Origin of the sequence: Streptomyces flaveolus, from assembly GCF_014648815.1 — a bacterium.
Taxonomy (GTDB): domain Bacteria; phylum Actinomycetota; class Actinomycetes; order Streptomycetales; family Streptomycetaceae; genus Streptomyces; species Streptomyces flaveolus.
Map to the genome: position 1 here is coordinate 181343 of NZ_BMRV01000011.1, position 25519 is coordinate 206861.

General features: G+C 73.9%; 28 protein-coding genes. 19 read left to right on the forward strand and 9 right to left on the reverse strand.

The window, feature by feature from the left end:
- The 7 genes from IEZ05_RS24515 to IEZ05_RS24545 are packed head-to-tail and all read left to right on the forward strand — an operon-like array spanning window position 1 to window position 3734.
- Window positions 1–264, forward strand: coding sequence for a gas vesicle protein GvpG (locus tag IEZ05_RS24515; RefSeq protein WP_189232391.1), 264 nt, complete (start codon window positions 1–3; stop codon window positions 262–264).
- A complete protein-coding gene (locus IEZ05_RS24520; RefSeq protein WP_189232392.1) occupies window positions 261–923 on the forward strand; it encodes a DNA primase in 663 nt (220 codons plus the stop codon). Before IEZ05_RS24515 ends, IEZ05_RS24520 begins: the two co-directional genes overlap by 4 nt.
- Window positions 920–2134: an SRPBCC family protein gene (locus tag IEZ05_RS24525; RefSeq protein WP_189232393.1), complete on the forward strand. Its 1215-nt coding sequence runs from the start codon at window positions 920–922 to the stop codon at window positions 2132–2134. Before IEZ05_RS24520 ends, IEZ05_RS24525 begins: the two co-directional genes overlap by 4 nt.
- Entirely contained in the window at window positions 2131–2457 is a 327-nt protein-coding gene (locus IEZ05_RS24530) for a gas vesicle protein (RefSeq protein ID WP_161165809.1), read from the forward strand. The genes IEZ05_RS24525 and IEZ05_RS24530 overlap by 4 nt, the downstream gene beginning before the upstream one ends.
- The gene (locus IEZ05_RS24535) at window positions 2454–3260 is read left to right on the forward strand and encodes a GvpL/GvpF family gas vesicle protein (protein WP_189232394.1); all 807 of its coding nucleotides are present in this window, start codon (window positions 2454–2456) and stop codon (window positions 3258–3260) included. The genes IEZ05_RS24530 and IEZ05_RS24535 overlap by 4 nt, the downstream gene beginning before the upstream one ends.
- Window positions 3257–3439, forward strand: a complete 183-nt coding sequence (locus tag IEZ05_RS24540) for a gas vesicle protein (protein WP_077799359.1) — start codon at window positions 3257–3259, stop codon at window positions 3437–3439. The genes IEZ05_RS24535 and IEZ05_RS24540 overlap by 4 nt, the downstream gene beginning before the upstream one ends.
- Window positions 3414–3734 carry a gas vesicle protein K gene (locus tag IEZ05_RS24545; protein WP_373298842.1) on the forward strand — a complete coding sequence of 107 codons (321 nt, stop codon included), beginning with the start codon at window positions 3414–3416 and terminating at the stop codon, window positions 3732–3734. The genes IEZ05_RS24540 and IEZ05_RS24545 overlap by 26 nt, the downstream gene beginning before the upstream one ends.
- 33 nt (window positions 3735–3767) lie before the next feature.
- Here the strand turns inward: IEZ05_RS24545 and IEZ05_RS24550 are convergent, their stop codons facing one another.
- The 3 genes from IEZ05_RS24550 to IEZ05_RS24560 form a co-directional block, all read right to left on the reverse strand.
- Window positions 3768–3938, reverse strand: a complete 171-nt coding sequence (locus IEZ05_RS24550; protein ID WP_161165812.1) for a hydrophobic protein — start codon at window positions 3936–3938, stop codon at window positions 3768–3770.
- A gap of 53 nt (window positions 3939–3991) precedes the next feature.
- Window positions 3992–4813 (reverse strand): class I SAM-dependent methyltransferase, encoded by an 822-nt coding sequence (locus IEZ05_RS24555; RefSeq protein WP_189232396.1) that lies wholly within the window; start codon window positions 4811–4813, stop codon window positions 3992–3994.
- Window positions 4814–4970: 157 nt separating this feature from the next.
- The gene (locus IEZ05_RS24560; RefSeq protein WP_189232397.1) at window positions 4971–6485 is read right to left on the reverse strand and encodes a bifunctional phosphatase PAP2/diacylglycerol kinase family protein; all 1515 of its coding nucleotides are present in this window, start codon (window positions 6483–6485) and stop codon (window positions 4971–4973) included.
- A gap of 121 nt (window positions 6486–6606) precedes the next feature.
- On the opposite strand from IEZ05_RS24560, the gene IEZ05_RS24565 reads away from it, so the two are divergent.
- Window positions 6607–8226 carry an ABC-F family ATP-binding cassette domain-containing protein gene (locus IEZ05_RS24565; RefSeq protein WP_189232398.1) on the forward strand — a complete coding sequence of 540 codons (1620 nt, stop codon included), beginning with the start codon at window positions 6607–6609 and terminating at the stop codon, window positions 8224–8226.
- 40 nt (window positions 8227–8266) lie between these two features.
- Here IEZ05_RS24565 and IEZ05_RS24570 read toward each other — a convergent pair whose 3' ends face one another.
- The gene (locus IEZ05_RS24570) at window positions 8267–9388 is read right to left on the reverse strand and encodes a baeRF2 domain-containing protein (protein ID WP_189232399.1); all 1122 of its coding nucleotides are present in this window, start codon (window positions 9386–9388) and stop codon (window positions 8267–8269) included.
- Between the two features lie 60 nt (window positions 9389–9448).
- Between IEZ05_RS24570 and IEZ05_RS24575 the strand changes: the two genes are divergently transcribed.
- Window positions 9449–9727, forward strand: a complete 279-nt coding sequence (locus IEZ05_RS24575) for a DUF6158 family protein (RefSeq protein ID WP_189232400.1) — start codon at window positions 9449–9451, stop codon at window positions 9725–9727.
- Between the two features lie 132 nt (window positions 9728–9859).
- Here IEZ05_RS24575 and IEZ05_RS24580 read toward each other — a convergent pair whose 3' ends face one another.
- The 3 genes from IEZ05_RS24580 to IEZ05_RS24590 form a co-directional block, all read right to left on the reverse strand.
- Window positions 9860–10399, reverse strand: a complete 540-nt coding sequence (locus tag IEZ05_RS24580; protein ID WP_189232401.1) for a type 1 glutamine amidotransferase domain-containing protein — start codon at window positions 10397–10399, stop codon at window positions 9860–9862.
- Between the two features lie 111 nt (window positions 10400–10510).
- Complete coding sequence (locus IEZ05_RS24585; RefSeq protein WP_189232402.1) at window positions 10511–10942, reverse strand: CBS domain-containing protein; 432 nt, start codon at window positions 10940–10942, stop codon at window positions 10511–10513.
- 21 nt (window positions 10943–10963) lie between these two features.
- Window positions 10964–11356 carry a DUF2795 domain-containing protein gene (locus tag IEZ05_RS24590; protein ID WP_189232403.1) on the reverse strand — a complete coding sequence of 131 codons (393 nt, stop codon included), beginning with the start codon at window positions 11354–11356 and terminating at the stop codon, window positions 10964–10966.
- A gap of 202 nt (window positions 11357–11558) precedes the next feature.
- Here IEZ05_RS24590 and IEZ05_RS24595 point away from each other — a divergent pair, with 202 nt between their 5' ends.
- The 5 genes from IEZ05_RS24595 (at window position 11559) to IEZ05_RS24615 (ending at window position 16861) form a co-directional block, all read left to right on the forward strand.
- Window positions 11559–11711, forward strand: coding sequence for a hypothetical protein (locus IEZ05_RS24595; RefSeq protein ID WP_189232404.1), 153 nt, complete (start codon window positions 11559–11561; stop codon window positions 11709–11711).
- A gap of 283 nt (window positions 11712–11994) precedes the next feature.
- Window positions 11995–12789, forward strand: coding sequence for an RNA polymerase sigma factor SigF (locus IEZ05_RS24600; protein ID WP_189232405.1), 795 nt, complete (start codon window positions 11995–11997; stop codon window positions 12787–12789).
- 161 nt (window positions 12790–12950) lie between these two features.
- On the forward strand, window positions 12951–13991 hold the full coding sequence (locus IEZ05_RS36470; protein ID WP_229869842.1) for a hypothetical protein: 1041 nt from the start codon (window positions 12951–12953) through the stop codon (window positions 13989–13991).
- Window positions 13992–14498: 507 nt separating this feature from the next.
- The gene (locus IEZ05_RS24610; RefSeq protein ID WP_189232406.1) at window positions 14499–15800 is read left to right on the forward strand and encodes an aminotransferase class I/II-fold pyridoxal phosphate-dependent enzyme; all 1302 of its coding nucleotides are present in this window, start codon (window positions 14499–14501) and stop codon (window positions 15798–15800) included.
- The gene (locus tag IEZ05_RS24615; RefSeq protein ID WP_189232407.1) at window positions 15797–16861 is read left to right on the forward strand and encodes an MBL fold metallo-hydrolase; all 1065 of its coding nucleotides are present in this window, start codon (window positions 15797–15799) and stop codon (window positions 16859–16861) included. Before IEZ05_RS24610 ends, IEZ05_RS24615 begins: the two co-directional genes overlap by 4 nt.
- A 28-nt stretch (window positions 16862–16889) precedes the next feature.
- Here the strand turns inward: IEZ05_RS24615 and IEZ05_RS24620 are convergent, their stop codons facing one another.
- Complete coding sequence (locus IEZ05_RS24620) at window positions 16890–17516, reverse strand: DedA family protein (protein ID WP_189232408.1); 627 nt, start codon at window positions 17514–17516, stop codon at window positions 16890–16892.
- The gene (locus IEZ05_RS24625; protein ID WP_189232409.1) at window positions 17513–18286 is read right to left on the reverse strand and encodes an MBL fold metallo-hydrolase; all 774 of its coding nucleotides are present in this window, start codon (window positions 18284–18286) and stop codon (window positions 17513–17515) included. Before IEZ05_RS24625 ends, IEZ05_RS24620 begins: the two co-directional genes overlap by 4 nt.
- An 83-nt stretch (window positions 18287–18369) precedes the next feature.
- Here IEZ05_RS24625 and IEZ05_RS24630 point away from each other — a divergent pair, with 83 nt between their 5' ends.
- From IEZ05_RS24630 to IEZ05_RS24650, 5 genes are all read left to right on the forward strand, one after another.
- The gene (locus IEZ05_RS24630) at window positions 18370–18771 is read left to right on the forward strand and encodes a hypothetical protein (RefSeq protein ID WP_189232410.1); all 402 of its coding nucleotides are present in this window, start codon (window positions 18370–18372) and stop codon (window positions 18769–18771) included.
- A gap of 125 nt (window positions 18772–18896) precedes the next feature.
- Window positions 18897–21029, forward strand: coding sequence for a phage holin family protein (locus IEZ05_RS24635; protein WP_189232411.1), 2133 nt, complete (start codon window positions 18897–18899; stop codon window positions 21027–21029).
- Window positions 21030–21113: 84 nt separating this feature from the next.
- Window positions 21114–22520, forward strand: a complete 1407-nt coding sequence (locus IEZ05_RS24640; RefSeq protein ID WP_189232412.1) for an amino acid permease — start codon at window positions 21114–21116, stop codon at window positions 22518–22520.
- Window positions 22521–22595: 75 nt separating this feature from the next.
- Entirely contained in the window at window positions 22596–23657 is a 1062-nt protein-coding gene (locus IEZ05_RS24645; RefSeq protein WP_189232413.1) for an ATP-binding protein, read from the forward strand.
- On the forward strand, window positions 23654–25456 hold the full coding sequence (locus IEZ05_RS24650; protein ID WP_189232414.1) for a vWA domain-containing protein: 1803 nt from the start codon (window positions 23654–23656) through the stop codon (window positions 25454–25456). Before IEZ05_RS24645 ends, IEZ05_RS24650 begins: the two co-directional genes overlap by 4 nt.
- Window positions 25457–25519: the final 63 nt, after the last annotated feature.

Below are 25519 nucleotides of genomic sequence, written 5' to 3' on the forward strand. Positions count from 1 at the left end.
GTGGGACTCATCTCGGAGATCCTCCTGCTGCCGCTCGCCCCGGCGCGCGGCGGCGGCTGGGCCATCAGACAGGTGCTCGCCGAGGCCGAGCGCATCTACTACGACCCCTCCACGGTCCGGGCCGAACTTGCCCGCCTGGAGGAGCGGTTGGAGGCCGGGGAGATCACCGAGGAGGAGTTCGACCAGGAGGAGGACGTGCTCCTGGACCGGCTGGAGATCGCTACGCGCCACAGCGCGGGATTGGGCAACGGGACGGCGTCATGAATCGAGTGGGACTCGGCCTCGCCGTAGGGGCCGGCTATCTGCTGGGACGCACGAAGAAACTGAAGATGGCGGTCGCCGTGGGCACCATGGTGGCCGGCAAGAAGCTGAACCTGACCCCGAAGGGCATCGCGGAACTGGTCTCCACGCAGCTGCAGAACAACCCGCAGTTCAAGGAGATCGGGGATCAGCTGCGCACGGACCTGCGGGGTGTGGGCAAGGCCGCGTCGGGGGCCATGGTCGAGCGGCAGATCGACGCGCTCGCCGACCGCCTCCACGGGCGCACCGCGCAGGTCCGCGACCAGCTCTCCGGCGTGGCCTCGGCGGCGCCGGGCGTGGGCTCCGACGACTCCCGCGACTCCGAGGACTCGGAGGACTCGGAGTACGAGGACGAGGAGCCGCGGGACGAGTCGGACGAGTCCGACGAGCCGCAGGAGCCCGAGCAGCGCCGCGAGCGGCCCGCGAAGAAGACGTCCGAGGCGGCGCGTGGAGCCGCCAAGAAGGCACCCGCGAAGCGGCCGGCGAAGAAGGCCGCCGCGAAGGCGCCCACGGGGAAGACGGCCGCCAAGCGGGCACAGCCCGCCAAGAAGGCGGCCGGCAAGAAGACGGCCCCGGCCCGCGGCGCCGGGTCCCGGCAGTCGAAGGGCGGTGGTGAGCGATGACCGACACCGGTTCCGCGGCCTCCACGGCAGGCAAGGCCGCGAAGAAGAACCCGCTCGCCGACGTGGCGCAGAGCGAGGCGGCCGACCGCCTGAAGGCGGAGGTGCAGGACTACCTCGCCGCGCAGGTCACGCGGCTGCTGACCGGTGTCGGCACCAAGCTCGGCGAGACCACCGGCAAGCTGAACGACATAGCCGAGGGCAACAGCCCCGGCTTCGCCAAGCTCGCCCTCGACGGTGGACGCAAGCTCGCCGAGGGCAAGAGCCCGCTGCGGGCCGCGGTCGAGGTCGGCGCCGGCAAGGTGAAGGACAACGTGACCGGGGCCTTCAAGAACCTCCTCGGCGGCGGCAAGGGCAAGAAGAAGGGCGGCGGCGGCCAGAAGCCGACCGTCATCATCGAGTACGTCGACGTCGGCGTGCCCCTGCGCACGGCCTACGACCAGTGGACCCAGTACCAGGACTTCAGCACCTTCGCCAAGGGCGTCAAGAGCGCGAGCCGCGCCGACGACACGTCCTCCGACTGGCAGCTGAAGGTCTTCTGGTCCAACCGCAGCTGGAAGGCGAAGACCACCGAGCAGGTGCCCGACGACCGGATCTCCTGGACGTCGGAGGGTGCCAAGGGCACCACCAAGGGCGTCGTCAGCTTCCACAAGCTCGCCGACAACCTGACCCGCGTCATCCTGGTCATCGAGTACTACCCCAGCGGTCTGTTCGAGAAGACCGGCAACATCTGGCGCGCCCAGGGCCGCCGGGCCCGCCTCGACCTGAAGAACTACGTCCGCCACATCACCCTCAAGGGCGAGGCCGACGACGGCTGGCGCGGCGAGATCCGCGACGGCGAGGTCGTCCGCAGCCACGAGGACGCGGTGGCGGAGGAGGAGCAGGAGAACCAGGAGGGCGAGGAGGACCACGAGGGCGAGGAGCCGGAGGCCCGGGACGGCGACGAGCACGACGAGCACGAGGAGTCCGACGAGGCGGAGGACGCCTACGAGGACGAGGAGGAGGACGAGGACGCTCCGTACGCCGAGGAGGAGGAGGAGACGGAGGAGGAGACGGAGGAGGAGCCCGAGGAGTCCGACGAGCCCGAGGACGAGGAGGAGCCCGAGGCAGAGTACGAGGAGGAGGAAGACGGCGCCGACGCCGAGGACGAGTACGCGTCCCGCGGGGAGTACGCGGACGAGGACGAGTACGCCGACGGCGGGAGCCGTCGATGACCACTCCCAGCCGGCTGCCCGATCCCTACGGCCAGGGACAGAGCGCCAATCTCGCCGACATCCTGGAGCGGGTGCTCGACAAGGGTGTCGTCATCGCGGGCGACATCCGCATCAACCTGCTCGACATCGAGCTGCTCACGATCAAGCTGCGGCTCATCGTCGCCTCCGTCGACAAGGCCAAGGAAATGGGCATCGACTGGTGGGAGAGCGACCCGGCGCTCTCCTCGCGCGCACGCCGCGACGAACTGACCCGGGAGAACGCGGAGCTGCGTGAGCGCCTGAGAGAGCTGGAGTCGGGCCGCGTACCGAGGGAGGAACGATGACGGGACTGCGGTACGTCTACGCCGTCTGCCGGCCTTTCGACGTCCCCCTCCAGTCCCAGCTGACCGGGGTGGCGGGCGACCCGCCCAGACTGCTGACCCACCACGGTCTGGTCGCCGTGGTCAGCCACGTGCCCGAGGCCGACTTCTCGGAGGAGTCGCTGCGGGCCCACCTGGAGGACCTGGACTGGCTCGCCGGGACCGCCCGCGCCCACCAGCAGGTCGTCGACGCGCTCACCGTCGTCACCACGCCGTTGCCGCTCCGGCTGGCCACCGTCTTCCGGGACGACAGCGGCGTCCGCGTGATGATGGAGGAGCGGGAGGACGACTTCCGGCGCACCCTCGACCGGCTGGAGGGCCGGGTGGAGTGGGGGGTGAAGGTGTACGTCGAGGCGGAGCCCGGGCGGCCGGAGCGTCCTGCGGAGCCCGCGCCGAAGCCCGCCACCGGCCGTGACTACCTGCGCCAGCGGCGCATGCAGACGCGAGCGCACGAGGACCTGTGGTTCAGGGCCGAGGAGTTCGCTACGCGACTGCACGCGAACCTGTCCTCGCGGGCCGACGACGCGCGGCTGCACGCACCGCAGAACCCCACGCTCTCCGGCGCCGCCGGACGGAACGTTCTCAACGCCGCCTATCTGGTGCCGCGGGACGTTTCCGAGGAATTCGTGGAAATGGTGGACCGGACGAAGGACGACACTCCCGGTATGCGCGTGGAACTCACCGGGCCGTGGGCAGCCTATTCGTTCGCGGGTGAGGAAACCTCCGGCGGGAATGCGGCGGGCGAGACGGCGGGGGAGGATTCATGACCGTCGTCGAACGCCGTGAGATCGCCCTCGTGGACCTGCTCGACCGGCTGTTGGCCGGCGGAGTGGTCATCACCGGTGACATCACGCTGCGCATCGCGGACGTCGACCTGGTCCGTATCGACCTCAACGCGTTGATCAGCTCGGTCAACCGCAATGTGCCGTCACCGTTCGGGGACTGACGTGACCGAGAACCCCGACCGCCGCAAGCACCTCGACCTGGATCCCGACACGGTCGAGCGCGACCTGGTCAAGCTGGTGCTGACCGTCGTGGAGCTGCTGCGCCAGCTCATGGAGCGCCAGGCGCTGCGCCGCGTCGACGAGGGCGACCTGAGCGAGGAGCAGGAGGAGCGCATCGGGCTCACCCTGATGCTGCTCGACGACCGCATGACCGAGCTGCGCGACCGCTACGGACTGCGGCCCGAGGACCTGAACCTGGACCTCGGGCCGCTGGGACCGCTGCTGCCCCGGGAGTGAGTCTCCCGGGGCAGTAGCCTCACCGCCTGTTGTTCACCACCTGTACCAGCGGCCTCGGCCGCCGCCTGCGGTCGTCCCGCGAACCAGGAATCCCAGCAGCCACAGGACGATGACCACCAGAGCGATCCACCAGAGCACCTTCAACGCGAATCCGGCGCCGAACAGAATGAGCGCGAGAAGCAGCACGAGCAGAAGCGGAACCATAATGTGTACCTCCTGTCGTACTGGTTTCCCGTAATTCACCGATCAGGCGTCGTTCAGATTCTCTTTCGGCACAGAATCTCCCCGTGCAGGACGCTGAACCAGGCTTCCGGCCGCCGGCCCCACTCCCGCCAGGCCGCCGACACGGCCCCCAGCTCCTCCGCTGTCGCGTGGCCGCCCTCCGTGGCCCGCTCGGCGTAGGCCGAGGCCAGGGTGCGGTCCGCCCACAGGCCGCTCCACCAATCCCGCTCGTCCGGTGTGGAGAAGGTCCAGGTGGCCGAGGTCGCCGTGATGTCCGTGAACCCGGCCTCCAGTGCCCAGGCCTTCAGCCGGCGTCCGGCGTCCGGCTCGCCTCCGTTGGCGCGGGCCACTCTGCGGTACAGATCCAGCCAGCCGTCCATGCCCGGGGAGGCGGGGTACCAGGTCATGGCGCCGTAGTCCGAGTCGCGGACGGCGATGAATCCGTTCGGCTTCGCCACCCGCTTCATCTCGCGCAGCGCCTGCACCGGGTCGCCCACGTGCTGGAGCACCTGGTGCGCGTGGACCACGCAGAACGTGTCGTCCGGGTAGTCCAGGGCGTGTACGTCCGCGACCGCGAAGTCGGTGTGGGACAGGCCGCGCTCGGCGGCGGTGGCGCGGGCCCGCTCCACGATCTCCGGCGCCCGGTCCACTCCGGTCACGTGCCCGTCGGGCACCAGTTCCGCCAGGTCCGCGGTGATGGTGCCGGGGCCGCAGCCGATGTCCAGGATCCTCATGTGCGGCTTCAGCGAGCCGAGCAGGTACGCGGCCGAGTTGGCGGCGGTGCGCCAGGTGTGCGAGCGCAGTACGGACTCGTGGTGTCCGTGCGTGTAGACGGCGGTCTCCTGGTGTCCTGGCATGGCCGATCCCCTCGTTGCGACTGCGCGACGCACCGGTGCGCGGGGTGCGGCGACCCCGCCCGGCAGCAGGATCACCGTACGCCCGCGCGCCACATGATGAGACCGGCGTTTTGCTATGTGGACTGACGGAGTGTCAGGAAAAAGGAGTGTCCGACGGTCAGGAAGCCTTTCGGGGAATGTGGCTGCCGGTCAGCGGCCGGTAGACGGTGAGCGCCTCGGGCAGCTTCTCCAACGTCAGCTCGCCCTGCGCCTCGGTGATCTCGCCGTCGTACGCCAGCAGGGTGCCCGGCGCTACACCGGTCAGCCGCAGCCGCCCCACCTGCACCGCCGCGTGGGCGGGGGAGCGGGTCAACGGCCCGGCGAGCGCCGCGGAGAGCAGCCGCAGGGCCGGCCGGCGGCCACCGTGCACCACCCGGATGTCCAGCTGCCCGTCCGCCAGGTCCAGCCGGCGGCCGGGTGCCAGACCCATCCGGTGGTACGTGCCGTTGCCCGCGAACAGCATCCACAGCGGGCGCCTGCGCCCCTGCACCTCGGCCTCCAGCGGATGCCGGTCGGCGCGCAGCACCCGCACCGCCGCGAGCACCCCGGCCGGCCAGCCGCCGATCCGGGGCGACCAGTGCTCCCGCTCGCGCACCAGCTCCGGGTACACGCCGAGACTGAAGGTGTTCAGGAAGATGCCGCGCTGCTCACCGGAGACGAACCGGCCGACGTCCACCCGCACGCCCTCCCCGCCCTCCAGCGCCCGGCACAGATCCTTGACGTCCTCCACGCCCAGGTCGTAGGCGAAGTGGTTGAGCGTGCCGCCCGGCAGCACCGCCAGCGGCAGGCCGTGGCGCAGCGCGATCTCCGCGGCGGCGTTCACGGTGCCGTCGCCGCCGCAGACGCCGAGCACCCGGGCGCGTTCCGCGGCCTTCTCCAGCTCGGCGCCGACGTCCCCCGGCTCGCACTCGACGACCTCGGCCCCGGGCAGCGCGTCGCACAGCGCGCGCACCCGGTCCGCGGTGCCCGAGGCGATGTTCGCCACCATCACCAGGCCCTCGCCCCGGGGCAGCGCCGGGACGTCGGCGCGCGGCCTGGCCGGCGGGACGAGCTGTGCGCGCGTGGGCACCATGCCCCGTACGGCGAACGCGGCGCCCGCCCCCAGCGCCGCCCCGGCGAGCACGTCGCTCGGGAAGTGCACACCCGTGTAGACCCGCGAGAGGGCCACCGCGGCGGCCACCGGCGCCACCGCGGCGCCCCACGCCGGTGACTCCAGCGCGACGCCGGTCGCGAACGCGGCGGCCGACGCGGCGTGTCCCGACGGGAAGGACGTGGTGATCGGCTGCCGCTTCAGCTGCCGGACCACCGGCACCGGGTCCAGCACGGGACGGGGGCGGCGGACCGAGCGCTTGCCGAGCGTGTTGATCGTCAAGGAGGCCAGACTCAGCGAGGCGAGGCCCCGGACGGCGGCGCGACGGGACCGCGGGGTGCGGGCCGCGGCCAGCGCGGCGGCCGCCGCGAACCACAGCACGCCGTGGTTGGCGCTGCGGCTGAGCCGGGGCAGCAGGTGGTCGGCGCCGGGCCAGTGCCGGGCGGCGACCGACTCGAACACACGCTGGTCCAGTCGCAGCAGGCCGTCGCGGACCGGATGCGGGCCGGGCGTCGGGGCGGTGAGGTCTACGTCGGGGCTCATTCCTCACGCCTACCCGGCGGACGGGGTTTCCTGCGGGTGGCGTGCCGCACCTGCCCCGGCCCGGCCCGCACCAGGGGAAAGCATTTGCCCGCACGGCGTCCGGGGCCGCAGAATCCGGCCCATGGGTCATCTCGAAGCCGCGCACCTGGAGTACTACCTCCCCGACGGGAGGGCGCTGCTCGGCGATGCCTCCTTCCGAGTGGGCGAGGGCGCCGTCGTGGCCCTCGTCGGACCCAACGGGGCCGGCAAGACCACCCTGCTGCGCCTGCTGTCCGGGGAGCTCAAGCCGCACGGCGGGACCGTCACCGTGGGCGGCGGCCTCGGGGTCATGCGCCAGTTCGTGGGCTCCGTGCGCGACGAGACGACCGTGCGGGACCTGCTGGTGTCCGTCGCGCCGCCCCGCATCCGCGAGGCCGCGCGCGCCGTCGACGCCGCCGAGCACGCCATCATGACGGTCGACGACGAGGCCGCCCAGATGCGCTACGCGCAGGCCCTCGCCGACTGGGCCGAGGTCCAGGGGTACGAGGCCGAGACGCTGTGGGACATCTGCACCACGGCCGCGCTCGGCGTCCCCTACGACAAGGCCCAGTGGCGGCAGGTGCGCACGCTCTCCGGCGGCGAGCAGAAACGCCTCGTCCTGGAGGCACTGCTGCGCGGCACCGACGAGGTGCTGCTGCTCGACGAGCCGGACAACTATCTCGACGTGCCCGGCAAGCGCTGGCTGGAGGAGCGGCTGAGGGAGACCCGCAAGACAGTCCTCTTCGTCTCCCACGACCGCGAACTCCTCGCCCGCGCCGCCCAGAAGATCGTCTCCCTCGAACCCGGCCCCGCCGGCGCCGACGCCTGGGTGCACGGCGGCGGCTTCGCCACCTTCCACGAGGCCCGCCGCGAGCGCTTCGCCCGCTTCGAGGAGCTGCGCCGCCGCTGGGACGAGAAGCATGCCCAGCTCAAGAAGCTGGTGCTGGCGCTGCGTCAGGCCGCCGCCGTCAGCCACGAGATGGCCTCGCGCTACGCGGCGGCCCAGACCCGGCTGCGCAAGTTCGAGGAGGCCGGGCCGCCGCCCGAGCCGCCCCGCGAGCAGGACATCAGGATGCGCCTCAAGGGCGGCCGGACCGGCGTCCGCGCCGTCACCTGCGAGGGCCTTGAGCTCACCGGCCTGATGAAGCCGTTCGACCTGGAGGTCTTCTACGGGGAACGGGTCGCCGTCCTCGGCTCCAACGGCTCCGGCAAGTCGCACTTCCTGCGGCTGCTCGCCGGCGAGGAGGTGGCGCACACCGGGAACTGGAAGCTCGGCGCGCGCGTGGTGCCGGGTCACTTCGCCCAGACCCACGCCCACCCCGAGCTGATGGGACGCACCCTCCTGGACATCCTGTGGAGCGAGCACTCCCAGGACCGGGGCGCCGCCATGTCCCGGCTGCGCCGCTACGAGCTGACCCAGCAGGCCGAGCAGACCTTCGAGAGGCTCTCCGGCGGTCAGCAGGCCCGCTTCCAGATCCTCCTGCTGGAACTGGAGGGCGTCACCGCCCTGCTGCTCGACGAGCCGACCGACAACCTCGACCTGGAATCGGCCGAAGCCCTCCAGGAAGGCCTGGAGGGCTTCGAGGGCACGGTCCTCGCGGTCACCCACGACCGCTGGTTCGCCCGCTCCTTCGACCGCTACCTCGTCTTCGGCAGCGACGGCCGCGTCCGCGAGACGCCGGAGCCGGTCTGGGACGAACGGCGGGTCGAGCGGGCCCGGTAGCCGGCCGCCGGGCACCACGCCGAGGGCGGCGGGGGAGCGCTCAGCGCCAGCGCAGCAGGGCGCCGAGACCGCCCACCGGCGCGTCGTCCGCCGCCTCCCGCGGCAGGGCCGGTGTCACCGAGATCGCCGGGGCACCGGTCATCACCGCCGAGCGCAGCAGCGCGTCGTCCGCGCGGGCCGACCAGGAGTTCTGCTCGCCGAGTGTCTTCAGCTCCGTACGGCGCATCGCCAACTGGTCCGCGTCCTCGCCGATCCACACCTCGCGGTGGGTGTCCGGCCCGTCCGGGATGATCAGCAACTCGTCGATGCGGTGCTCCCGGGCGGCCTCGATCAGCGCCGGCACGCCCTCCGCCGCGGCGGCCCGGCCCTCGCCGTCGGGCGCGCGGGCGGCCAGGAACCTGTCCAGGTCGTCCCGCGCCCGCGCGCGCACGTGATCGTCGCGCAGCCGCTCCACGTCACCGTCCAGCAGCCGGCTGCCCGCGCCGTGCGCGGCCTCCACGATCCGGTCCTGCAGCCGCTTGGGCATCCGCTCGTGCACGGCCCGCCGCTCGCGGTCGTCACCCACCAGGATCAGCAGGTCGGCGCCCGTCTCCTCCTGGCACACGGCGAGCGCGTCCGCGATCTCCGCCGCGTTGTGCTCCCAGGTGTTCTCCACCCGCAGCTGGAAGTGGCGCTCCGACCAGTCGACGGTGCTCGTGCGGTGCACGGGCCACTGCCGTCCGGTCACCGAGCCCGCGTCCCGGCTGCCCAGCGCGCTGCGCAGCTCGAAGTCGGCACCCTTGCGGTCGATGTACGCCACGACGCACACCGGGTCCTCGCCCGCCAGCTCCAGCAGCGGCGCCACGTGCGGCAGCGGTGCCCAGCGGGCCTCGGTGCCGCCCTGCGGGGCGCGTGCCAGCGGCGGGTCGAGGATCACCTGCCCGGCCCGGGCGAAGAGCGCCCGCCCGTGTGGGTCGGTGGAGTGGCGCATCCCGTCCAGGGCCTCCCGCACCGCCCGGCAGGTCGCGTCGTCCGCGCCCTGCGCAGCCAGCTCCCGGGCCACCGCGGCGGCCGTCAGCTCACGTTCGTGGGGGGTGTCCTCCGTGTGCTGGGAGAGGTCGACGTACACGGAGGCCCAGGGCCCCTGATGTTCGTAGAGTGGATGCAGAAAGGCGAGTTCCATGGCTCCCTCCCGGATGCCGCTCGGGGGTGGTAGTGCTTCCGGGGCGGGTACCCGGACCGCATGAACGAACACGACACGCGGGACGACACCGCGACCGGGGTGGACCCGGGCCGCCTGGACGACCAGCAGCTCATGAAGGAGCTGGAGACCATCCACCGCACGCGCCACGACACCCTGCTGTACGGCTCGAACGACGCGCTGCGGGCCCACAACGGGCGCATGGCTCAGCTGGAGGGCGAATGGCTGCGCCGCAATCCCCGGCGCTCGGTCGCCTCGGGCCGCACCCGCGAGGGCGCCCGGGAGCGGAGCTCCGGGGAGAACGCCGCCCCCGGCGCCTGACCGCCGCGACCGACAGGGTGTACCGCCCGCGTGTGACGCCCGCACACGGGCCCGGTCGGCGGCGCGTACGGTACGCGCCGCCGACCGGGCCCGGTGACGTGGGGGGCCGCCCCGCGGGGCGCCCCGCGGGGCTCAGCCGGCCTTGGCGAACTCGGCGAGGAAGGTCTCGCAGAACGCCTTGAGATCGTCCGGCTTCCGGCTGGTGACCAGGGTGTTGTCGCCGTGGTCGCAGACCTTCACCTGTTCGTCGACCCAGGTGGCGCCCGCGTTGCGCAGGTCGGTCCGCAGGCTCGGCCACGAGGTCACGACGCGGCCGCGTACGACGTCGGCCTCGACGAGCGTCCACGGGGCGTGGCAGATCGCGGCCACCGGCCGGCCCTGCTCGAAGAAGTCCCGGACGAACGCCACGGCCTTCTCGTCCATCCGCAGGAAGTCCGGGTTGGCCACGCCACCCGGCAGGACCAGCCCGCCGAACGAGTCGGCCGACGTCTCGCCCACCACCTCGTCCACGGGGAACGTGTCCGCCTTGTCGAGGTGGTCGAAGGCCTGGATCTCACCGGACTGCGTGGAGACGAGCACGGGCTCGTGGCCCGCGTCCTTCGCCGCCTGCCACGGCTCGGTCAGCTCGACCTGCTCCACGCCCTCGGGCGCGGTCAGAAATGCGATGCGCATGTGGTTCGGATTCCTTTCCGGCACGCCGGCGGCCGTCACCGCCCGGCGCGCGCGTCTCGTTCGGCCGCGAGGCCACGGCCCCGCGGGCACCGCGGCCCCCGCGGGGCGCCGTCAGACGCCGTCCACGGCGTCCGGTTCCGCGCGGCTGATGTCGGCGAGCGCCGAGTCGGGATCCCGGGCCTCGGCCAGATCGCCGAGACTCACCATCCCCACCGGCAGCCCGTCCTCCACGACCGGCAGCCGGCGCACGGCGTGCTCACGCATCAGCGTGACCGCGTCCGCCACCGGATCACCGGGGGAGACCGTCAGCGGATCGGGGGTGCAGACTGTGCGGACGCTCACCGCCATGGGGTCGGTGCCGTCCGCCACGGCCCGCACCGTGATGTCCCGGTCGGTCAGCACGCCCACGACGTCCTGGCCGTCCGCGACCACCACATCGCCGATGTTCTGCGTGCGCATCAACTGCGCCGCCTCGACGAGGGAGGAGTCCGGGCGGACGGCGACCACACCCGGAGTCATGACGTCCCTCACGTACTCGGCCATCACGGCCCGCCCTTCCGGCGCCTACGCGCCCTGTGGCCCACCGCTCTCGGTCAGGGCCACGGCCAGTTCCTGGACGTTGTCGTAGCGCGCCTTGTCGGGCAGCCGTTGCAGACCCTCGACGAGGGCGTCGGGCGCGTTGCCGCGGCGCAGGGCGCGGCCCAGCTCCCGGGGACCCGCGGGAAAGGTGCCGCGCGTCAGGTTCCTGGCCAGCTCCAGCCGGAGCGCCTCCAGGTACGTCGGTCCGCGGCCCGGGGTCACCGGCCCGTACATGACGTCCGGGTCGTCCTCGGCGATGGGTTCCGGGTCGTTCCACTCCTCGCTGCGGGTGGGGTGCCCGGACCTGAGCAGACCCTGCAGTTCGTGCTTCATCTCGTCGTCGCGGTGGACGCTCATCCGGTCACTGCCTCGCTGCATGTGTCTCCCTCCACATCCTCAGGGGGTGCCGACCGCGTACCCGGCCACCGACGGCCGACACGGATTCACCCGGACGGGTCCGCCCCGATTTGCCCGGCCACGGAGCGTACGGCCGCGTGCACCGTGGGTTTGCCCGGCGCCCGCGGGGAACCCGCCCCGGGCACCACCCCCCACGCCCACCCCTTTCAGGGAAGGACGGATCATGGCGGTGCTGCTCGCTGTGTTCATCCCGGTCCTCATGCTCGGCGTGGTGCTGGCCCTGGGCAGGTACGAGGATCTGGTGCTGCCGGGCACCCCACCGCCGTCCGGCGATCCCGAACCGGCCGCGGCGCCGGAACTGCCGTCGGCGCGCTGACGGCCCGGGTGTTTGACAGCGGCGCGCGGGGGCAGGCGCAGGGGCAGTGCTTCGGACAGGAGGCACGTCCGTGGGAGCGGCGTGACGCCGCACGGACGCGTCCGTCCGGCTCCCGGACGCCCTCCCACGGTGACCGCCCGAACCCAGGGCCGTGTCGTCGCACCGCCGGCGCCCGTCCCGCGCCCCCGGAGAGCTCCGCGAGGCCCGGTGCCGGCCCGTGCCGGCCGGGCACCTGCCCGGCGCCACGACAGGACCCCGCACTCCGAGGGAGTTGCGACGCACCATGTCGATCCGAGCCGGAGCCAAGCACCCGCACGACGACGCCCCCGACACCGCGGACGCCTTCCGCCGCCTCGCCACCCTTCCCGAGGGCCCGGAGCGCGACGCGGTCCGGGACCGGATCGTCGAGGCCTGGCTGCCCATGGCCGAACGGCTCGCCGGACGTTTCCGTAGCCGCGGCGAGAGCTTCGAGGACCTGCGGCAGGTCGCGGCCCTCGGCCTCGTCAAGGCCGTAGACCGGTACGACCCCGCCCGCGGCAGCGCGTTCGAGAGCTACGCCGTGCCCACCGTCACCGGCGAGATCAAACGCCACTTCCGTGACCACATGTGGACCCTGCACGTGCCGCGCCGGGTCCAGGAACTGCGCAACCGCGTCCGCTTCGCCGCTCAGGACCTGGCCCGGGCCACCCCCGGCCGCAGGCCCACCGTCGCCGAGATCGCCGAGCGCGCCGATCTCAGCGAGGAGGAGGTCCGGGAGGGCATGGAGGCACTGGAGAGCTTCACGGCCCTGTCCCTGGACGCCGAAGTCCCCGGCAGCGACGACGGCCACTCGCTCGTCGACGGCCTCGGCGCCCCCGATCCGGCCCTCGACACCGTCGTCGACCGCGAGGCCGTCAAGGAACGGCTGGCCGCCCTGCCCGAGAGGGAGCGCGCCATCCTGTACATGCGGTTCTTCGACGACATGACCCAGAGCCGCATCGCCGAGCAGCTCGGCATCTCCCAGATGCACGTCTCCCGGCTGATCAGCCGGTGCTGCGACCGGGTGCGGGAACAGGTGCTGCGGGATCCGGCCGCCTGACCCGACGCGGCGGGCGGTCCGAAACCTGTTCCTCACCCACACGGGCGCCCCGGTCCCGCGAACGGCGCACGGCGGCGCGCGCCACCGGGCCGGGCGGGCTGTGATGGCCGAGGGCGCGAGTGCCGTGCCCCCGCAGCCGTCGCTCGAAGGAGCCCGCACCCATGCGCCGCACCTCCCGTGTCCTGTCCGTCGCCGTACTGGCCAGTGCCGCCCTGGGCGTCTTCGCCGGGTCCGGCTCGGCGGACCCGGGCGGCACCCCACGGCCCGCCGGCGCAGGCGGACCCTCCGCCGAGGTCAGCCCGGCCGACGTCGGCCCGGGAGGCACCGTCACCGTCTCGGTCACCTGCGACCGGGCCGGTCAGGCCGCGCCCGACGCCCTCGACGCGGCCTCCCCGGCCTTCGACGGGGGCACCGTCGCGCTCCTGAAGGTGGCCGGCGCCGACGACAGGACCACCGGGGCCGCCTACCGCGGTACCGCGCGCATAGCCTCCGCCGGGAACCTCGAGGGCGACCCGGACGCGACGGGGCCGGCCTCGCCGTGGACCGTCGACGGCACCTGCCCGACGGCATCCGGCGGCGAGGGCCGGCCGTGGAGCGCGGCGGTGACGGTGTCCTCCCCGGCGAGCGGGACCGCCGAACCTGGACGCTCCTGGGGGAGTGCCTCCCCCGAGCCCTCCTGCCGCCCGTCCGCCGCTCCGCGCGACGAGCCGGTCGTGCCTCGCGACGAACCCGTGGTCCCGCCGGAGGAGCCCGTCGTCCCCGGCGGTGAACCGACGGCACGCGACGAGACCGTGCCGTACGCCGAGCCCGCCGTCCCGGGCGACGAGGTGGTGCCGGACGAGGAGGTCCCGGGCGACACGTCCCTTCCCGACGAGGAGCCCGTTCCGTACGACGAGACCGCCCCGTACGACCAGCCCGCCCTCTCCGGCCAGGCCGCTCCCACCGGCCACACCGCCGGGCCCGGCGGCTCCGGCACGCACGGCGTGCCCTGCACGACCAAGCCGCCGTGCCCCGAGCCCACCGCGTGGGGCGCGTCCTGCGGCGGCGGGAAGGCGGAGCACGGGGTGCAGGCCGGTACGGGAGGGTCCTTCACCGACTCGGTGCCCGCGCTGGCCGCCGGCGGTGTCCTGATCGCGGGCGCGTTCGGCGGGGCCGCGTACCGGCTGCGGCTGCGGCTGCGCGGGGAGAGCCGGGACCACTGACCCGTGCCCGTCCGTCCGGTCGGGGTGGTGATCGACGCGACGCGGACCGGAGCCATGGCCGGGCGGCCCGGTGGGTACTTGGTGCACGACCGGAGCACGAGCGAGGAAGAGGACCAGGGCCCGGCGGCCACAGGACTCGGCACGACGGAGGCACCCATGCGGCGGACGGACCCCGAAGACACCACCCCCGAACGCCACGCGCCACCCGGAGACGGGGCTCCCGCCGACCACGCCCCCGGAGGCCGCGCGCCCGGTGGACCGCACCCGGGACCGCAGGACCCCGGACGTGCTGCGCTCGGGGCAGATGACCCCATAGGCCGCTCGTCCGGAAGTCACGCGCCCCGAGGGCAGCAGCCCGGAGGCCCCGCGCTCGGGGCCAACGGTCTCGGAGGCGACGCCCCCGGACGCCCCGCGCTCGGGGACAACGGTCCCGCAGGCCGTGCGGCCGGGGGGCAGCACTCCGGAGGTCCCACGCCCGGGGGCGGCGATCCCGGAGGCGATGACCTCGTGGGCCGCGCGCCCGCAGACCCCGCGCTCGGAGGGCAGCACCCCGGAGGCCACGCCGCCGACGGTCACGGTGCCGACGGTCACGGGGCCGTTCGTCGTGGGCCGCACCTTCCCGGGGACGGGCTGCCCGTGCTGCCCGAGCTGTCCGCCGTCCTCGCCGCCGCCGCGGGCCGCGGGCACGAGGAGCCTGCCGGTGGCGCCCCGGCGCTGCTGGACGCCGCCTGCGGCTACTGGAACCGGCGCGGCCTGCCCACCGACCCGGACCACGTGGCCGCCGCCCCCGGCGCCAACGCCCTGCTGCTCGCGCTGACCGCCGCGCTCGGCGGCGACATCCTGGTGCCGCGCCCCTGCGCCGCCTGGTGGGCGCCGTACGCGCGACTGCTGGGCAGACCCGTCTTCCACGTCCCCACGCCCGCCGAGTCCGGCGGCGTCCCCGATCCGTACGCCCTCCTGGAGACCGTGCGCCGCATCCGCGCCGAGGGCGGCGATCCGCGGCTGCTCGTGCTGTCCGTCGCCGACGACCCCACCGGCACCGTCGCGCCGCCCGAGCTGCTGCACGAGACCGTCGAGGCCGCCGCCGAAGAGGGACTGCACCTGGTCAGCGACGAGACCTGGCGCGACACCCTGCACGACCCGCACGCCACCGTGCTGCTCAGCCCCGCCGAGATGCTGCCCGACCACGTCACCGTCGTCACCGACCTGGCCGGCGCCCTGCTGCCGCCCGGCTGGCCGGCCGCGGTCGCCCGCTTCCCCGCCTCCGCCGCCGGGAACGGCCTGCACGCCCGCGTGCTGGACGTGCTCACCGCACTCGGCGCCCGCGTCGCCGCCCCCCTCGCCGCCGCGGCCGGGTACGCGCTCGCCGAACCGGAGCCGGTCACCGCCCGCCGGTCGGCCGCCGTACGCCTGCACGCGCGCGTGGCCGCCGCCGTGCACGCCGCGGTCGTCGCCGCGGGCGCCACCGCCCGGCCCCCGCAGGCCGGGCGCCACCTGTACGCCGACCTCGGCCCGCTGCGCGACGCGCTCGGCGCCCACGGTGTCGGCGACGCCCAGGAACTGGAGGACTTCCTCACCACCCGGCTCGGCATGCCCGCCCCCGGCGGCCACCGCTTCGGCGACGACCTCCTCGCGCTGCGCGTCCGGTTGTCCACCGGCCCGTTGCTGGGAGACACCGACGAGCGGCGCGCGGAATGCCTCGCCTCTCCCGACCCGTTGGAACTGCCGCACGTGCACGCCGCGTTGACCGGTCTGAAGTCGGTCTTCGGCGATCTCCGCGACGCTCAGCGATGGGAGTCTCCTCGATGACGCAGCAGCCCCGGTCGACCACGAGCACCACCGCGCCCGTCCAGGACCAGGACACCGACGCCCCACCGGTCACGGCCTCCCCCTTCCCGCCGCTCGCGGAGCCCCGCCCGCTCGCCGAACGCCGGGTGTGGCCGCGGACCTTCCACGACCGGCTGACCGCACCGCTGCCCGGTCTGAAGGCCTTCGCCAGATTCGCCCGCGAGGGCGCGGTCAGACCCGGCCCCGAGGGCCTCGCCGACATCCCCAGGCTGCCGTACGCCCCCGGACCGCTGCCCCGCGTGGACGCCCGCACCGTCGCCGTCACCTGGGCGGGACACGCCAGCTGGGTGCTGAGCATCGGCGGGCTCACGGTGCTCACCGACCCGGTCTGGTCCCGCCGCATCCTCGGCACCCCGGCGCGCATCACCCCCGTCGGCGTCGCCTGGAGCGACCTGCCGCGGGTCGACGCGGTCGTCATCAGCCACAACCACTACGACCACCTGGACGCCCCGACGCTGCGCAGGCTCCCGCGCGACACCCCGGTGTTCGTCCCGGCCGGGCTCGGCCGCTGGTTCCAGCGGCGCCGGTTCACCCGGGTCACCGAGCTGGACTGGTGGGAGGGGGCCCGACTGGGCACCGTCCGCTTCGACTTCGTACCGGCCCACCACTGGTCCAAGCGCAGCCTCACCGACACCTGCCGCACCCTGTGGGGCGGCTGGGTCCTCACCGACGCCGGCGGCCGGCGCGTGTACTTCGCCGGCGACACCGGTTACGGCCACTGGTTCTCCCGCATCGGCCGCCGCTACCCCGGCATCGACCTCGCGCTGCTCCCCATCGGCGCCTACGACCCGCGCTGGTGGCTCAGCGACGTGCACTGCGACCCGGAGGAGGCGGTCCGGGCCGCCCAGGACCTCGGCGCCCGGCGGATGGCGCCGATGCACTGGGGCACCTTCGTGCTGTCGGCGGAGCCGGTCATGGAACCGCTGACCCGTGTACGCGCCGCCTGGCAGCGCGCGGGCCTGCCCCGGGAGGACCTGTGGGACCTGCCGGTCGGCGGCTCCCGCCTGCTGGGCGACGAGTGAACGGCCTCGCGCTGCTCCCCCTCGGCGCCTACGCCTTCGCCGGCCCCCGCAGCCGGCGCCAGGCGCTCGGCGCCGCGCTCACCAGTACCGTGAGCGCGATCGCCGCGGCCACGCCCTCCCACGGCTTGCTGAACAGCGAGCCGCTCAGGATGCCGATCAGCTGGTACGTCACCGCCCAGGCCAGGCAGGCCGGCAGGTTGCCCCGGGCGAAGCGGCGCGAGGGCCACTCGGCCAGCAGGCAGGCCAGCATCACCGGTATCCGGCCGGCCGGCACCAGCCGGGACAGCACGAGCACCGCGACATCGTGCTCGGCGAGCTTCTCCTGCGCCTGCTCCAGCCGGTCCTCGGGCGCCCGGGACCGGATGACCTCCAGCCAGCGCGAGCCGTTCTTCGAGCCGACCCCGCGCCGCCCCAGCCAGTACAGCGCCATGTCCCCGCAGAACGCGGCCAGCGACGCCGTCACGAACACCATCAGCAGCGAGAACGGCAGTGTCTGGTGCATCGCCACCACGGCCGCCGAACTCACCAGTACGCCCGTCGGCACCACCGGCACCAGCGCCCCGATCAGCACCAGCAGGAACAACGACGGATAGCCCAGCGCCTGTTGCGTCGGCTCGGTCGGGATGCTCGTCACGGCGGTGCCCAGCCAGGTCACCTCGCGACCTCCACCCGCACGCTCTCGCCGTGCCCCAGCCGGTGCACCGCGACGTCCGGCGCGCGCAGCGCCGACAGGCGCACGAACTCGTCGCCCGGCGTGTGGAACTCGTGGGGGCGCACGGCGTCCATCCCGATCGGCCAGTACGTCCCGTAGTGCACCGGCACCGCCGTGGCCGGCGCCAGCCGGGCCAGCGCCTCGGCGGCTCGTCCCGCGTCCAGGTGGTCGGGCCCCAGGTACGGTCCCCAGCCGCCGACCGGCAGCAGCGCCGCGTCGACCGGCCCGACCTCCTTCTCCATCCCGTCGAAAAGGCCGGTGTCCCCGGCGAAGTACGTACGGCCCTCACCCTCCACGACGTAGCCGAGCGCGGGGGAGCGGTGCGGGCCGAGCGGCAGCCGCCGCCCGTCGTGGCGCGCGGGCACCGCCCGTATCAGCAGGTCGCCGACCACCGTCTCGTCGCCGGGCGCGACCTCGGTCAGCTTCAGGTGCCCGAGCCGGCGCAGTCCCGGCACCGCCCGTCGTGCGCCCCGGGGTACGAGCAGGCGCGTGCCCGGCGCGAGCCGCGCGAGCGACGGCACGTGCAGATGGTCGGCGTGCAGGTGGGACACCAGCGTCACGTCCGCGCGCCAGGCGTCCGACGGTGGCACCGGGCCCCGCCTGCGGCGCAGATGGGCGAGTCTGCGGGCGAACAGCGGGTCGGTGAGCACACGTATGTCCGAGTCCTCGACCGTGCAGGTGGCGTGACCCCACCACGTGAGCTCCACCGGCACCTCTTTGCCTCCTTCGCGCGACTCCCCGAAGCCTACGTCCAGGAGTAGGGTCGGCGGCGAAAACGGGAGGTGAGGGGGACACCATGAGGCCGCTACGCGTGACGGCGATCGCGAGTCTGACGCCGCTGGAGCAACTGGACGACGATCCGTTCCTCGTCGACTCCCGCAGCCAGCACGCCATGTGCGCACGCTGGGCCGCCGAGCAGGGCTACGTCGTCACCCGGGAACTGCTGGTCCGCGGACTGCGGCCCGACCACGACGCCCTGTGGGACGGCGTGTGCCCCGGGCAGGACCTGTTCGTGGCGCCCAGCCACCGGGTGCTGGAGAGCGCCCTGTCGTCCGTGGCCGAGTTCACCGCGGAGTGCGCGCGGCGCGGGGTGCGGGTGGAGACGGTCGGACACGAGGAGCCGTCGTACGACGCCCGGATGAAGGCGTGTGTGCACCGCAGACTGTCGATGCCGACGGCGGGATACGACGGCCGCTGACCGCTGGTCCACCGGGATACCGGGCGTGTCCCGGGTGAACGGGGCCAGGGGGGACAAACAGGCGTTCCGGAGCGTTGTGGCAGGGTGGGGAGGGCCCGCGCGGACGACGGGCCGGGACGTGAGGTGTGCGGAGCGTGGGTGGAGGGCGTTGGCGGCGGGGCGCCAGTCAGATCGGGCGGAGCATCGCGGTGTGGGCCGTCTCCACGGTCACCATGCTGGTGCTCGCCGGGATCCTCCCGGACTTCCGGCTCCAGTCCCCGGACGGTGACAGCGCGACCGACATCGCCGTCACCGCCGCGGTCGGCGCCGGCGCGTTCGGCCTGCTGTCGGCCCTGGTGTGGCCGCTGCTGGTCCGGCTGCTGCTGCTGGTGCCGGCGCTCGTCCTCGGGCTGCTGGTCTTCTTCCTCAACGGCGGGCTGCTGCTCCTCGCACTGGACGTGAACCCGACCGCGCGCGGCGGCGTCGCCCCGGAGACCGCCGTGGTGGTGGCCGCCGTGATGTCCGCCGTGGCCTCGGCCACCGGCGGCGCCCTGGCCGTCCGCGACGACGACGCCTACCGGCGCAGGCTCTACCGGCTCGCCGACCGCCGCCGCAGGTCCGGCCCGCCCTGCCCGACCGGCCCCGGCACCGTCTTCCTGCAACTGGACGGCGTCGGCCACGACGTGCTGATGGACGCGGTCGACGAGGGCCTGATGCCCACCGTCGCCCGCTGGCTCGGCCGCGACGGCTCCTCCGCGACCCACCGGCTCGCCCCGTGGCGCACCGACTGGTCCAGCCAGACGGGCGCAAGCCAGCTCGGCATCCTGCACGGCAGCAACCACGACGTCCCGGCGTTCCGCTGGTACGAGAAGGACAGCGGCGAAGTGGTCGTCTGCAACCGCCCCACCAGCGCCGCCGACCTCCAGCGACGGGCCATCGAGCACACCGGCGACGGCGGACTGCTCACCTTCGACGGCGCCAGCCGCGGCAACCTGTTCAGCGGCGGCGCCGACGAACAGGCCCTCGTGCTGTCGATAGCCACCCGCCGCCGCAGCCGGGAGAACCGGTCCCGGTCCGGTTACTTCGCCTACTTCTCCGACCCCGCCAACGCGGTCCGCACCGCCATGTCCTTCGTCGCCGAGGTGGGCCGCGAGATCGGCCAGTCGACCCGGGCCCGCGTCCGCAAGGTCCGCCCGCGCGTCTCCCGCGGCGGCCTCTACCCGTTCGTCCGCGCCTTCGCGACCGTCGTCGAGCGGGACGTCGTCGTCGCCGCCGTGATGGGCGACATGCTCGCCGGACGCACCGCCGTCTACGCCGACCTCGTCGCCTACGACGAGGTCGCGCACCACTCCGGGCCGCGCAGCCGGGACGCCGCGAAGGTCCTCCAGCGGCTCGACCGGTCCCTCGCGCTGATCGAGAAGGTCGCCGAACACGCGCCCCGCCGGTACCGGATCGTCGTCCTGTCCGACCACGGCCAGAGCCCCGGCGAGACCTTCCGCTCCCGCTACGGCCTCACCCTCGCCGACCTGGTGCGGGCCGGCTGCGGACTGCCCGTGCCACGCCGGGCGCGGCGCACCCGCAGCGGCGCCGAGGCGCGCACCGCCGTACGGGCCGCCCTGCACCGGCCGGTCGAGGAGGGCGAGGAACAGCGCCGGCCCGCCGACCGCCACTCGGAGCCGGTCGTGCTGGCCTCCGGCAACCTCGGCCTCGTCTCCTTCCCGGACGTGCCGCACCGGATGACCCGCGAGGAGATCGACGCCCGCCACCCCGCGCTGCTGCCCACCCTCGCCAACCACCCCGGCGTCGGTTTCCTGCTCGTGCGCAGCGAGGAGCACGGCGGTGTGGTCCTCGGCGCCCGCGGCGCGGAGATCCCCCTGGACCGGCTCGACGAGGACCCCGGCCCGCTCGCGCCGTTCGGCCCCGGCGCCGCGGACGCCGTGCGCCGCACGCACTCCTTCCCGCACACCGCCGACATCATGGTCAACTCCTTCCACGACCCGGCCGACGGCGAGGTCCTCGCCTTCGAGGAGCAGATCGGCTCCCACGGCGGACTCGGCGGCGCCCAGTCGCGGGCCTTCCTGCTGTCGCCCGCCGTCCTGTCCGCGCCGGACGGCGAGGGGGCGGACATCGTCGGCGCCGAGCACGTCCACCGGATCCTGCGCCGCTGGCTGCGCGAGTCCAACGGCCCGCAGGTGCCCCTGGACGATTCCCGGTCACAGGGCCTCGACGGCGCACCTTTTGCGGTCCCGGACGGACTCGCACAGGACAAAACCGCCTGATTTGGAGCCCTGCGCGGCCGTGCCGGACCATGGACGCCGTCCCGGCGATCCCGGGCACCAGTTCCAAGGAAGGCGTACCACCCCATGCACGTCACCGGGACCGTCCCCCCACCGGCTCCGGCTCCGCGGGAGACCCCCGCAGACCCCAGCCCGGCATCCCACGGCACCAAGCACGCCCGCCGCTTCGGGCTGCCCGTCGCCACCGCCCTGGTCATGGGCAACATCATCGGCGGCGGCATCTTCCTGCTCCCCGCCTCCGTCGCCCCGTTCGGCACGATCAGCCTGCTCGCCTTCGGCGTGCTCACGGTCGGCGCCATCGCCCTCGCCCTGGTCTTCGGCCGGCTCGCCGCCCGCGACCCGCGCACCGGCGGCCCCTACGTCTACGCCCGCGAGGCCTTCGGCGACTTCGCCGGCTTCCTCGCCGCCTGGGCGTACTGGATCACCACCTGGGTGTCCAACGCAGCGCTCGCCGTCGCCGCCGTCGGCTACCTCGACGTCCTGATCCCGGTGAACGGGCACCGCTGGACCGCGTGCCTGGCCGCGCTCGTCATCCAGTGGCTGCCCGCGCTCGCCAACTTCGCCGGCACCCGCTACGTGGGCGCCGTCCAACTGGTGTCCACGGTGCTGAAGTTCGCGCCGCTGCTGCTCGTCGCGGTCGGCGGACTGTTCTTCTTCGACCCGGACAACCTCGGCCCCTTCAACCCGAGCGGCGGCAGCGGCATCGGCGCGGTCTCGGCCGCCGCCGCGATCCTGCTCTTCTCCTACCTCGGTGTGGAGTCCGCCGCGGTCAGCGCGGGCGAGGTCAAGGACCCGCGCCGCACGGTCGGCCGGGCCACCGTCATCGGCACCGCCGGCGCCGCGCTCGTCTACCTGCTCGGCACCCTCTCCGTCTTCGGCACCGTCGCCCACGACCGCCTGGTCGACTCCACAGCCCCCTTCTCCGACGCCGTGAACGCCATGTTCGGCGGCGCCTGGGGCGGCTGGGCCGTCGCGCTCGCCGCGCTGGTGTCGATGACCGGCTGCCTCAACGGCTGGACCCTGCTCAGCGCGCAGACCCCGTACGCGGCGGCCCGCGACGGACTGTTCCCCGCGGCCTTCGCCCGCAAGCGGCGCGGTGTCCCCACGGTCGGCGTCGGCGTCACCGTGGTCCTGGCCTCCCTGCTCACCGTCTACAACTACACGTCCGGCTCGGCCAAGGTCTTCGAGGTCCTGGTCCTCGTCACCACCTTCACGGCGACCGTGCCCTACCTGCTGGCCACCGCGGCGCAGCTCTTCCACCTGGTCTCCGGGCAGCACGAGCGCGTGAACCGCGCCCGGCTGGTGCGCGACGCCGTGATCGCCTCCGCGGCGGCGGCGTTCTCCCTGTGGCTGGTCGCGGGCGCCGGCTACGCGGCGGTCTACCAGGGCGTCCTGTTCCTGTTCGCGGGCGTCCTGGTCTACGCGGTGATGGCGGCCCGGCGGCAGCGGCAGGCCGGTCCGGCCGCACGGTAATTCGGCTGCGCGGGCGCGCCGCGGGTCACACACTGGTGCGGGTCACCTCCCGACCCTCCACCGAGGAGCCCCTGCGTGCAGGCAGCCGTCACCGTCACCCCCGCCCGTCTCCCGGAACTGCTGCTCGGCATCGCCACCGTGCGGCCGGTGTTCCTGTGGGGCGCACCCGGCATCGGCAAGTCCTCCCTCGTGCGGGACTTCGCCGACTCGCTGGGCCTGGAGTGCGTGAGCCTGCTCGGTACCCAGCTCGCTCCCGAGGACCTGATCGGCGTACCGCAGATCCGGGACGGCCGGTCGGTGTTCTGCCCGCCGGAGTCCATCGCCCGCGACGAGCCGTACTGCCTGTTCCTGGACGAGCTGAACGCGGCCGGCCCCGATGTGCAGAAGGCCTTCTACTCCCTCATCCTGGACCGCCGCATCGGGAACTACGAGCTGCCCAAGGGCTCCGTCGTCATCGGCGCCGGAAACCGCGCCACCGACAACGCCCTCGCCCGCCCCCTCGCCTCCGCGCTGGTCAACCGCCTCGCCCACGTCCACCTGGACGCCTCCCCGAAGGACTGGCTGGCCTGGGCCGCCGAGCACGGCATCCACCCCTGGATCACGGACCACCTCACCGACCGGCCCGACCACCTGTGGTCCAAGCCGCCCAAGACCGAGGAGCCGTTCTCCACCCCGCGCTCCTGGCACATGCTCTCCGACGCCCTGCACTCCTTCGGCCGCGACCTGGACGAGGACACCCTGAAGGTCCTCGCGCACGGCACGCTGACCCCCGCCCACGCCACCGCCTTCTGCGGCTACGTCAAGATCGTCCGCAGCCGCTTCGGCATCGAGGCGATCCTCAGGGGCGAGGCCCGCTGGCCGCACCGCCCCGAGGACCGCGACCTGCTGTACTACCTCGCCGAGTCCTTCCGCGGCCGACTGGTCAAGGAACTGCCCGCGAGCAAGGAGCACATGTCGGCGCACGGCCGCCAGACCGCCTACCGCGCCAAATCGCTGCTCGTACAGCTCGCCGAGATCTCCGTCGAGGTCGCCCAGGGAGTCATCGCCTCCGGCGCCGACGGCAACCCCGTGCTGCCCGCGTGGTTCCTGGTGGAGGCGGCACGCGACATGCCGCGTCTGGTGCAGGCCCGGCGATGAGCCGCGCGCGCAGGCAGCAGGAGGCCAGGAAGGACCCGGCCGCCGAGGACTGCGCCAAGGGTGTGCAGTTGGCGTGGGCCAACCCGGCACTGGCGGCGTTGGAGGTCAAGCTGTGCCGCGAGGAGGAGTGCCGGGTCGCCCCGCGGCAGGGACTCGTCCGGGTCACGTCGAACGGCCGGCTGCACCTGAACCCCGTCCGCCGTGCCGAGCCCGCCGAGTGGGCCTGGGCCATCGCCCACGGCCTGATCCACCTGGGCTTCGGCCACGTGCCCGCCGCCACCGGTGAGCGCGTCCCGCCCGACCGCTACGACCTCGCCGCCCGCTGCGTCGTCGTCAACCGCTTCCTCATGACCTTCCCGGTCGGCCGCACCCCGGACGACCTGCCGGCCGCCTATCCCGACGGCGACGAGGAGCGCATCGCCGCCGCATGGCGCCGTGAGGGCGGCGTCCCGGCCGCCTTCGAGCGCTGCGGCACCGCCGGCGGCGAACCCGACCAGCTGCTCGTGCCCTGGGACGGCTGGAACGGGCAGGTTCCGGACTGGCAGCTCGCCTTCGCCCACGCGCTGACCCGCACCGTGTCCACCGCCCTGGACCTCGCGGGCGGCCGGCGCGACGACATGCTCGGCGGCCCCACCCGCCTGAGCCCCTGGCACCGGGCCCTGAGCTGGTTCGTCTCCTCCTACCCCCTCCTCGGCGGCATCGCGGCCGGCATCACCCTCGTCGCCGATGCCGAACTCGCCCGCGCCCACGGCATCGCGGTCGCCGCCGTCAACGCCGAGGCCGGCGAGATCTACGTCAACCCGCTGCGCCGGTACGACGACGAGGAGTGGCGGTTCGTCCTCGCCCACGAGATGCTGCACGCCGCCCTGCGCCACGGCGATCGGTGCGGCACCCGCGACCCGTACCTCTTCAACGTCGCCTGCGACTACGTCGTCAACGGCTGGCTCGTCGAGATGCAGGTCGGCACCATGCCCGAGGGACTGCTGCACGACCCGGAGCTGGCCGGACTGTCCGCCGAGGAGGTCTACGACCGCATCACCGGCGACCTGCGCCGCATGCGCCGCCTGTCCACCCTGCGCGGCAAGGGCGTCGGCGACGTCCTCGGCGCCCCGCTCGGCCCGCCCCGCGACCGCGTCGACCTCGACGGCTTCTACCGGCGCGGCCTGGCCCAGGGCCTGGACCTGCACCGGCAGCAGGAACGTGGCTTCCTCCCGGGCGGCCTGGTCGAGGAGATCCGCGCCCTCAGCCACCCGCCGCTGCCCTGGGACGCCCGCCTCGCCCGCTGGTTCGACGAGTTCGTGCCCCGTCCCGAGCCCGTACGTTCGTACGCGCGCCCGGGCCGGCGGCAGGCCGCCACTCCCGACATCCCGCGCGCCGGGCGGTACTTCCCGCCCGAGGAGGTCGCCCGCTGCACCTTCGGCGTGGTCCTGGACACCTCCGGTTCCATGGACCGCACCCTGCTCGGCAAGGCGCTCGGTGCCATCGCGTCCTACGCCGAGGCACGGGACGTGCCCGCCGCCCGCGTCGTGTTCTGCGACGCGGCACCTCACGACGCCGGATACCTGCCCGTGACGGACATCGCCGGGCGGGTGCGCGTGCACGGCCGCGGCGGCACCGTGCTCCAGCCCGGCGTCGATCTGCTGCTGCGCGCCGAGGACTTCCCGCCGGCCGCGCCGGTCCTCGTGATCACCGACGGCTGGTGCGACGTGCTGCGGATACGGCGCGAGCACGCCTACCTGATCCCACAGGGCGCACGGCTGCCGTTCACCGCACAGGGACCGGTCTTCCGGGTGAGCTGAGCCGGAGTGTGATCGGATGGGGGTGGGAACCCGGGCACGGGCTCCCACCGCCCCAGTACCGCA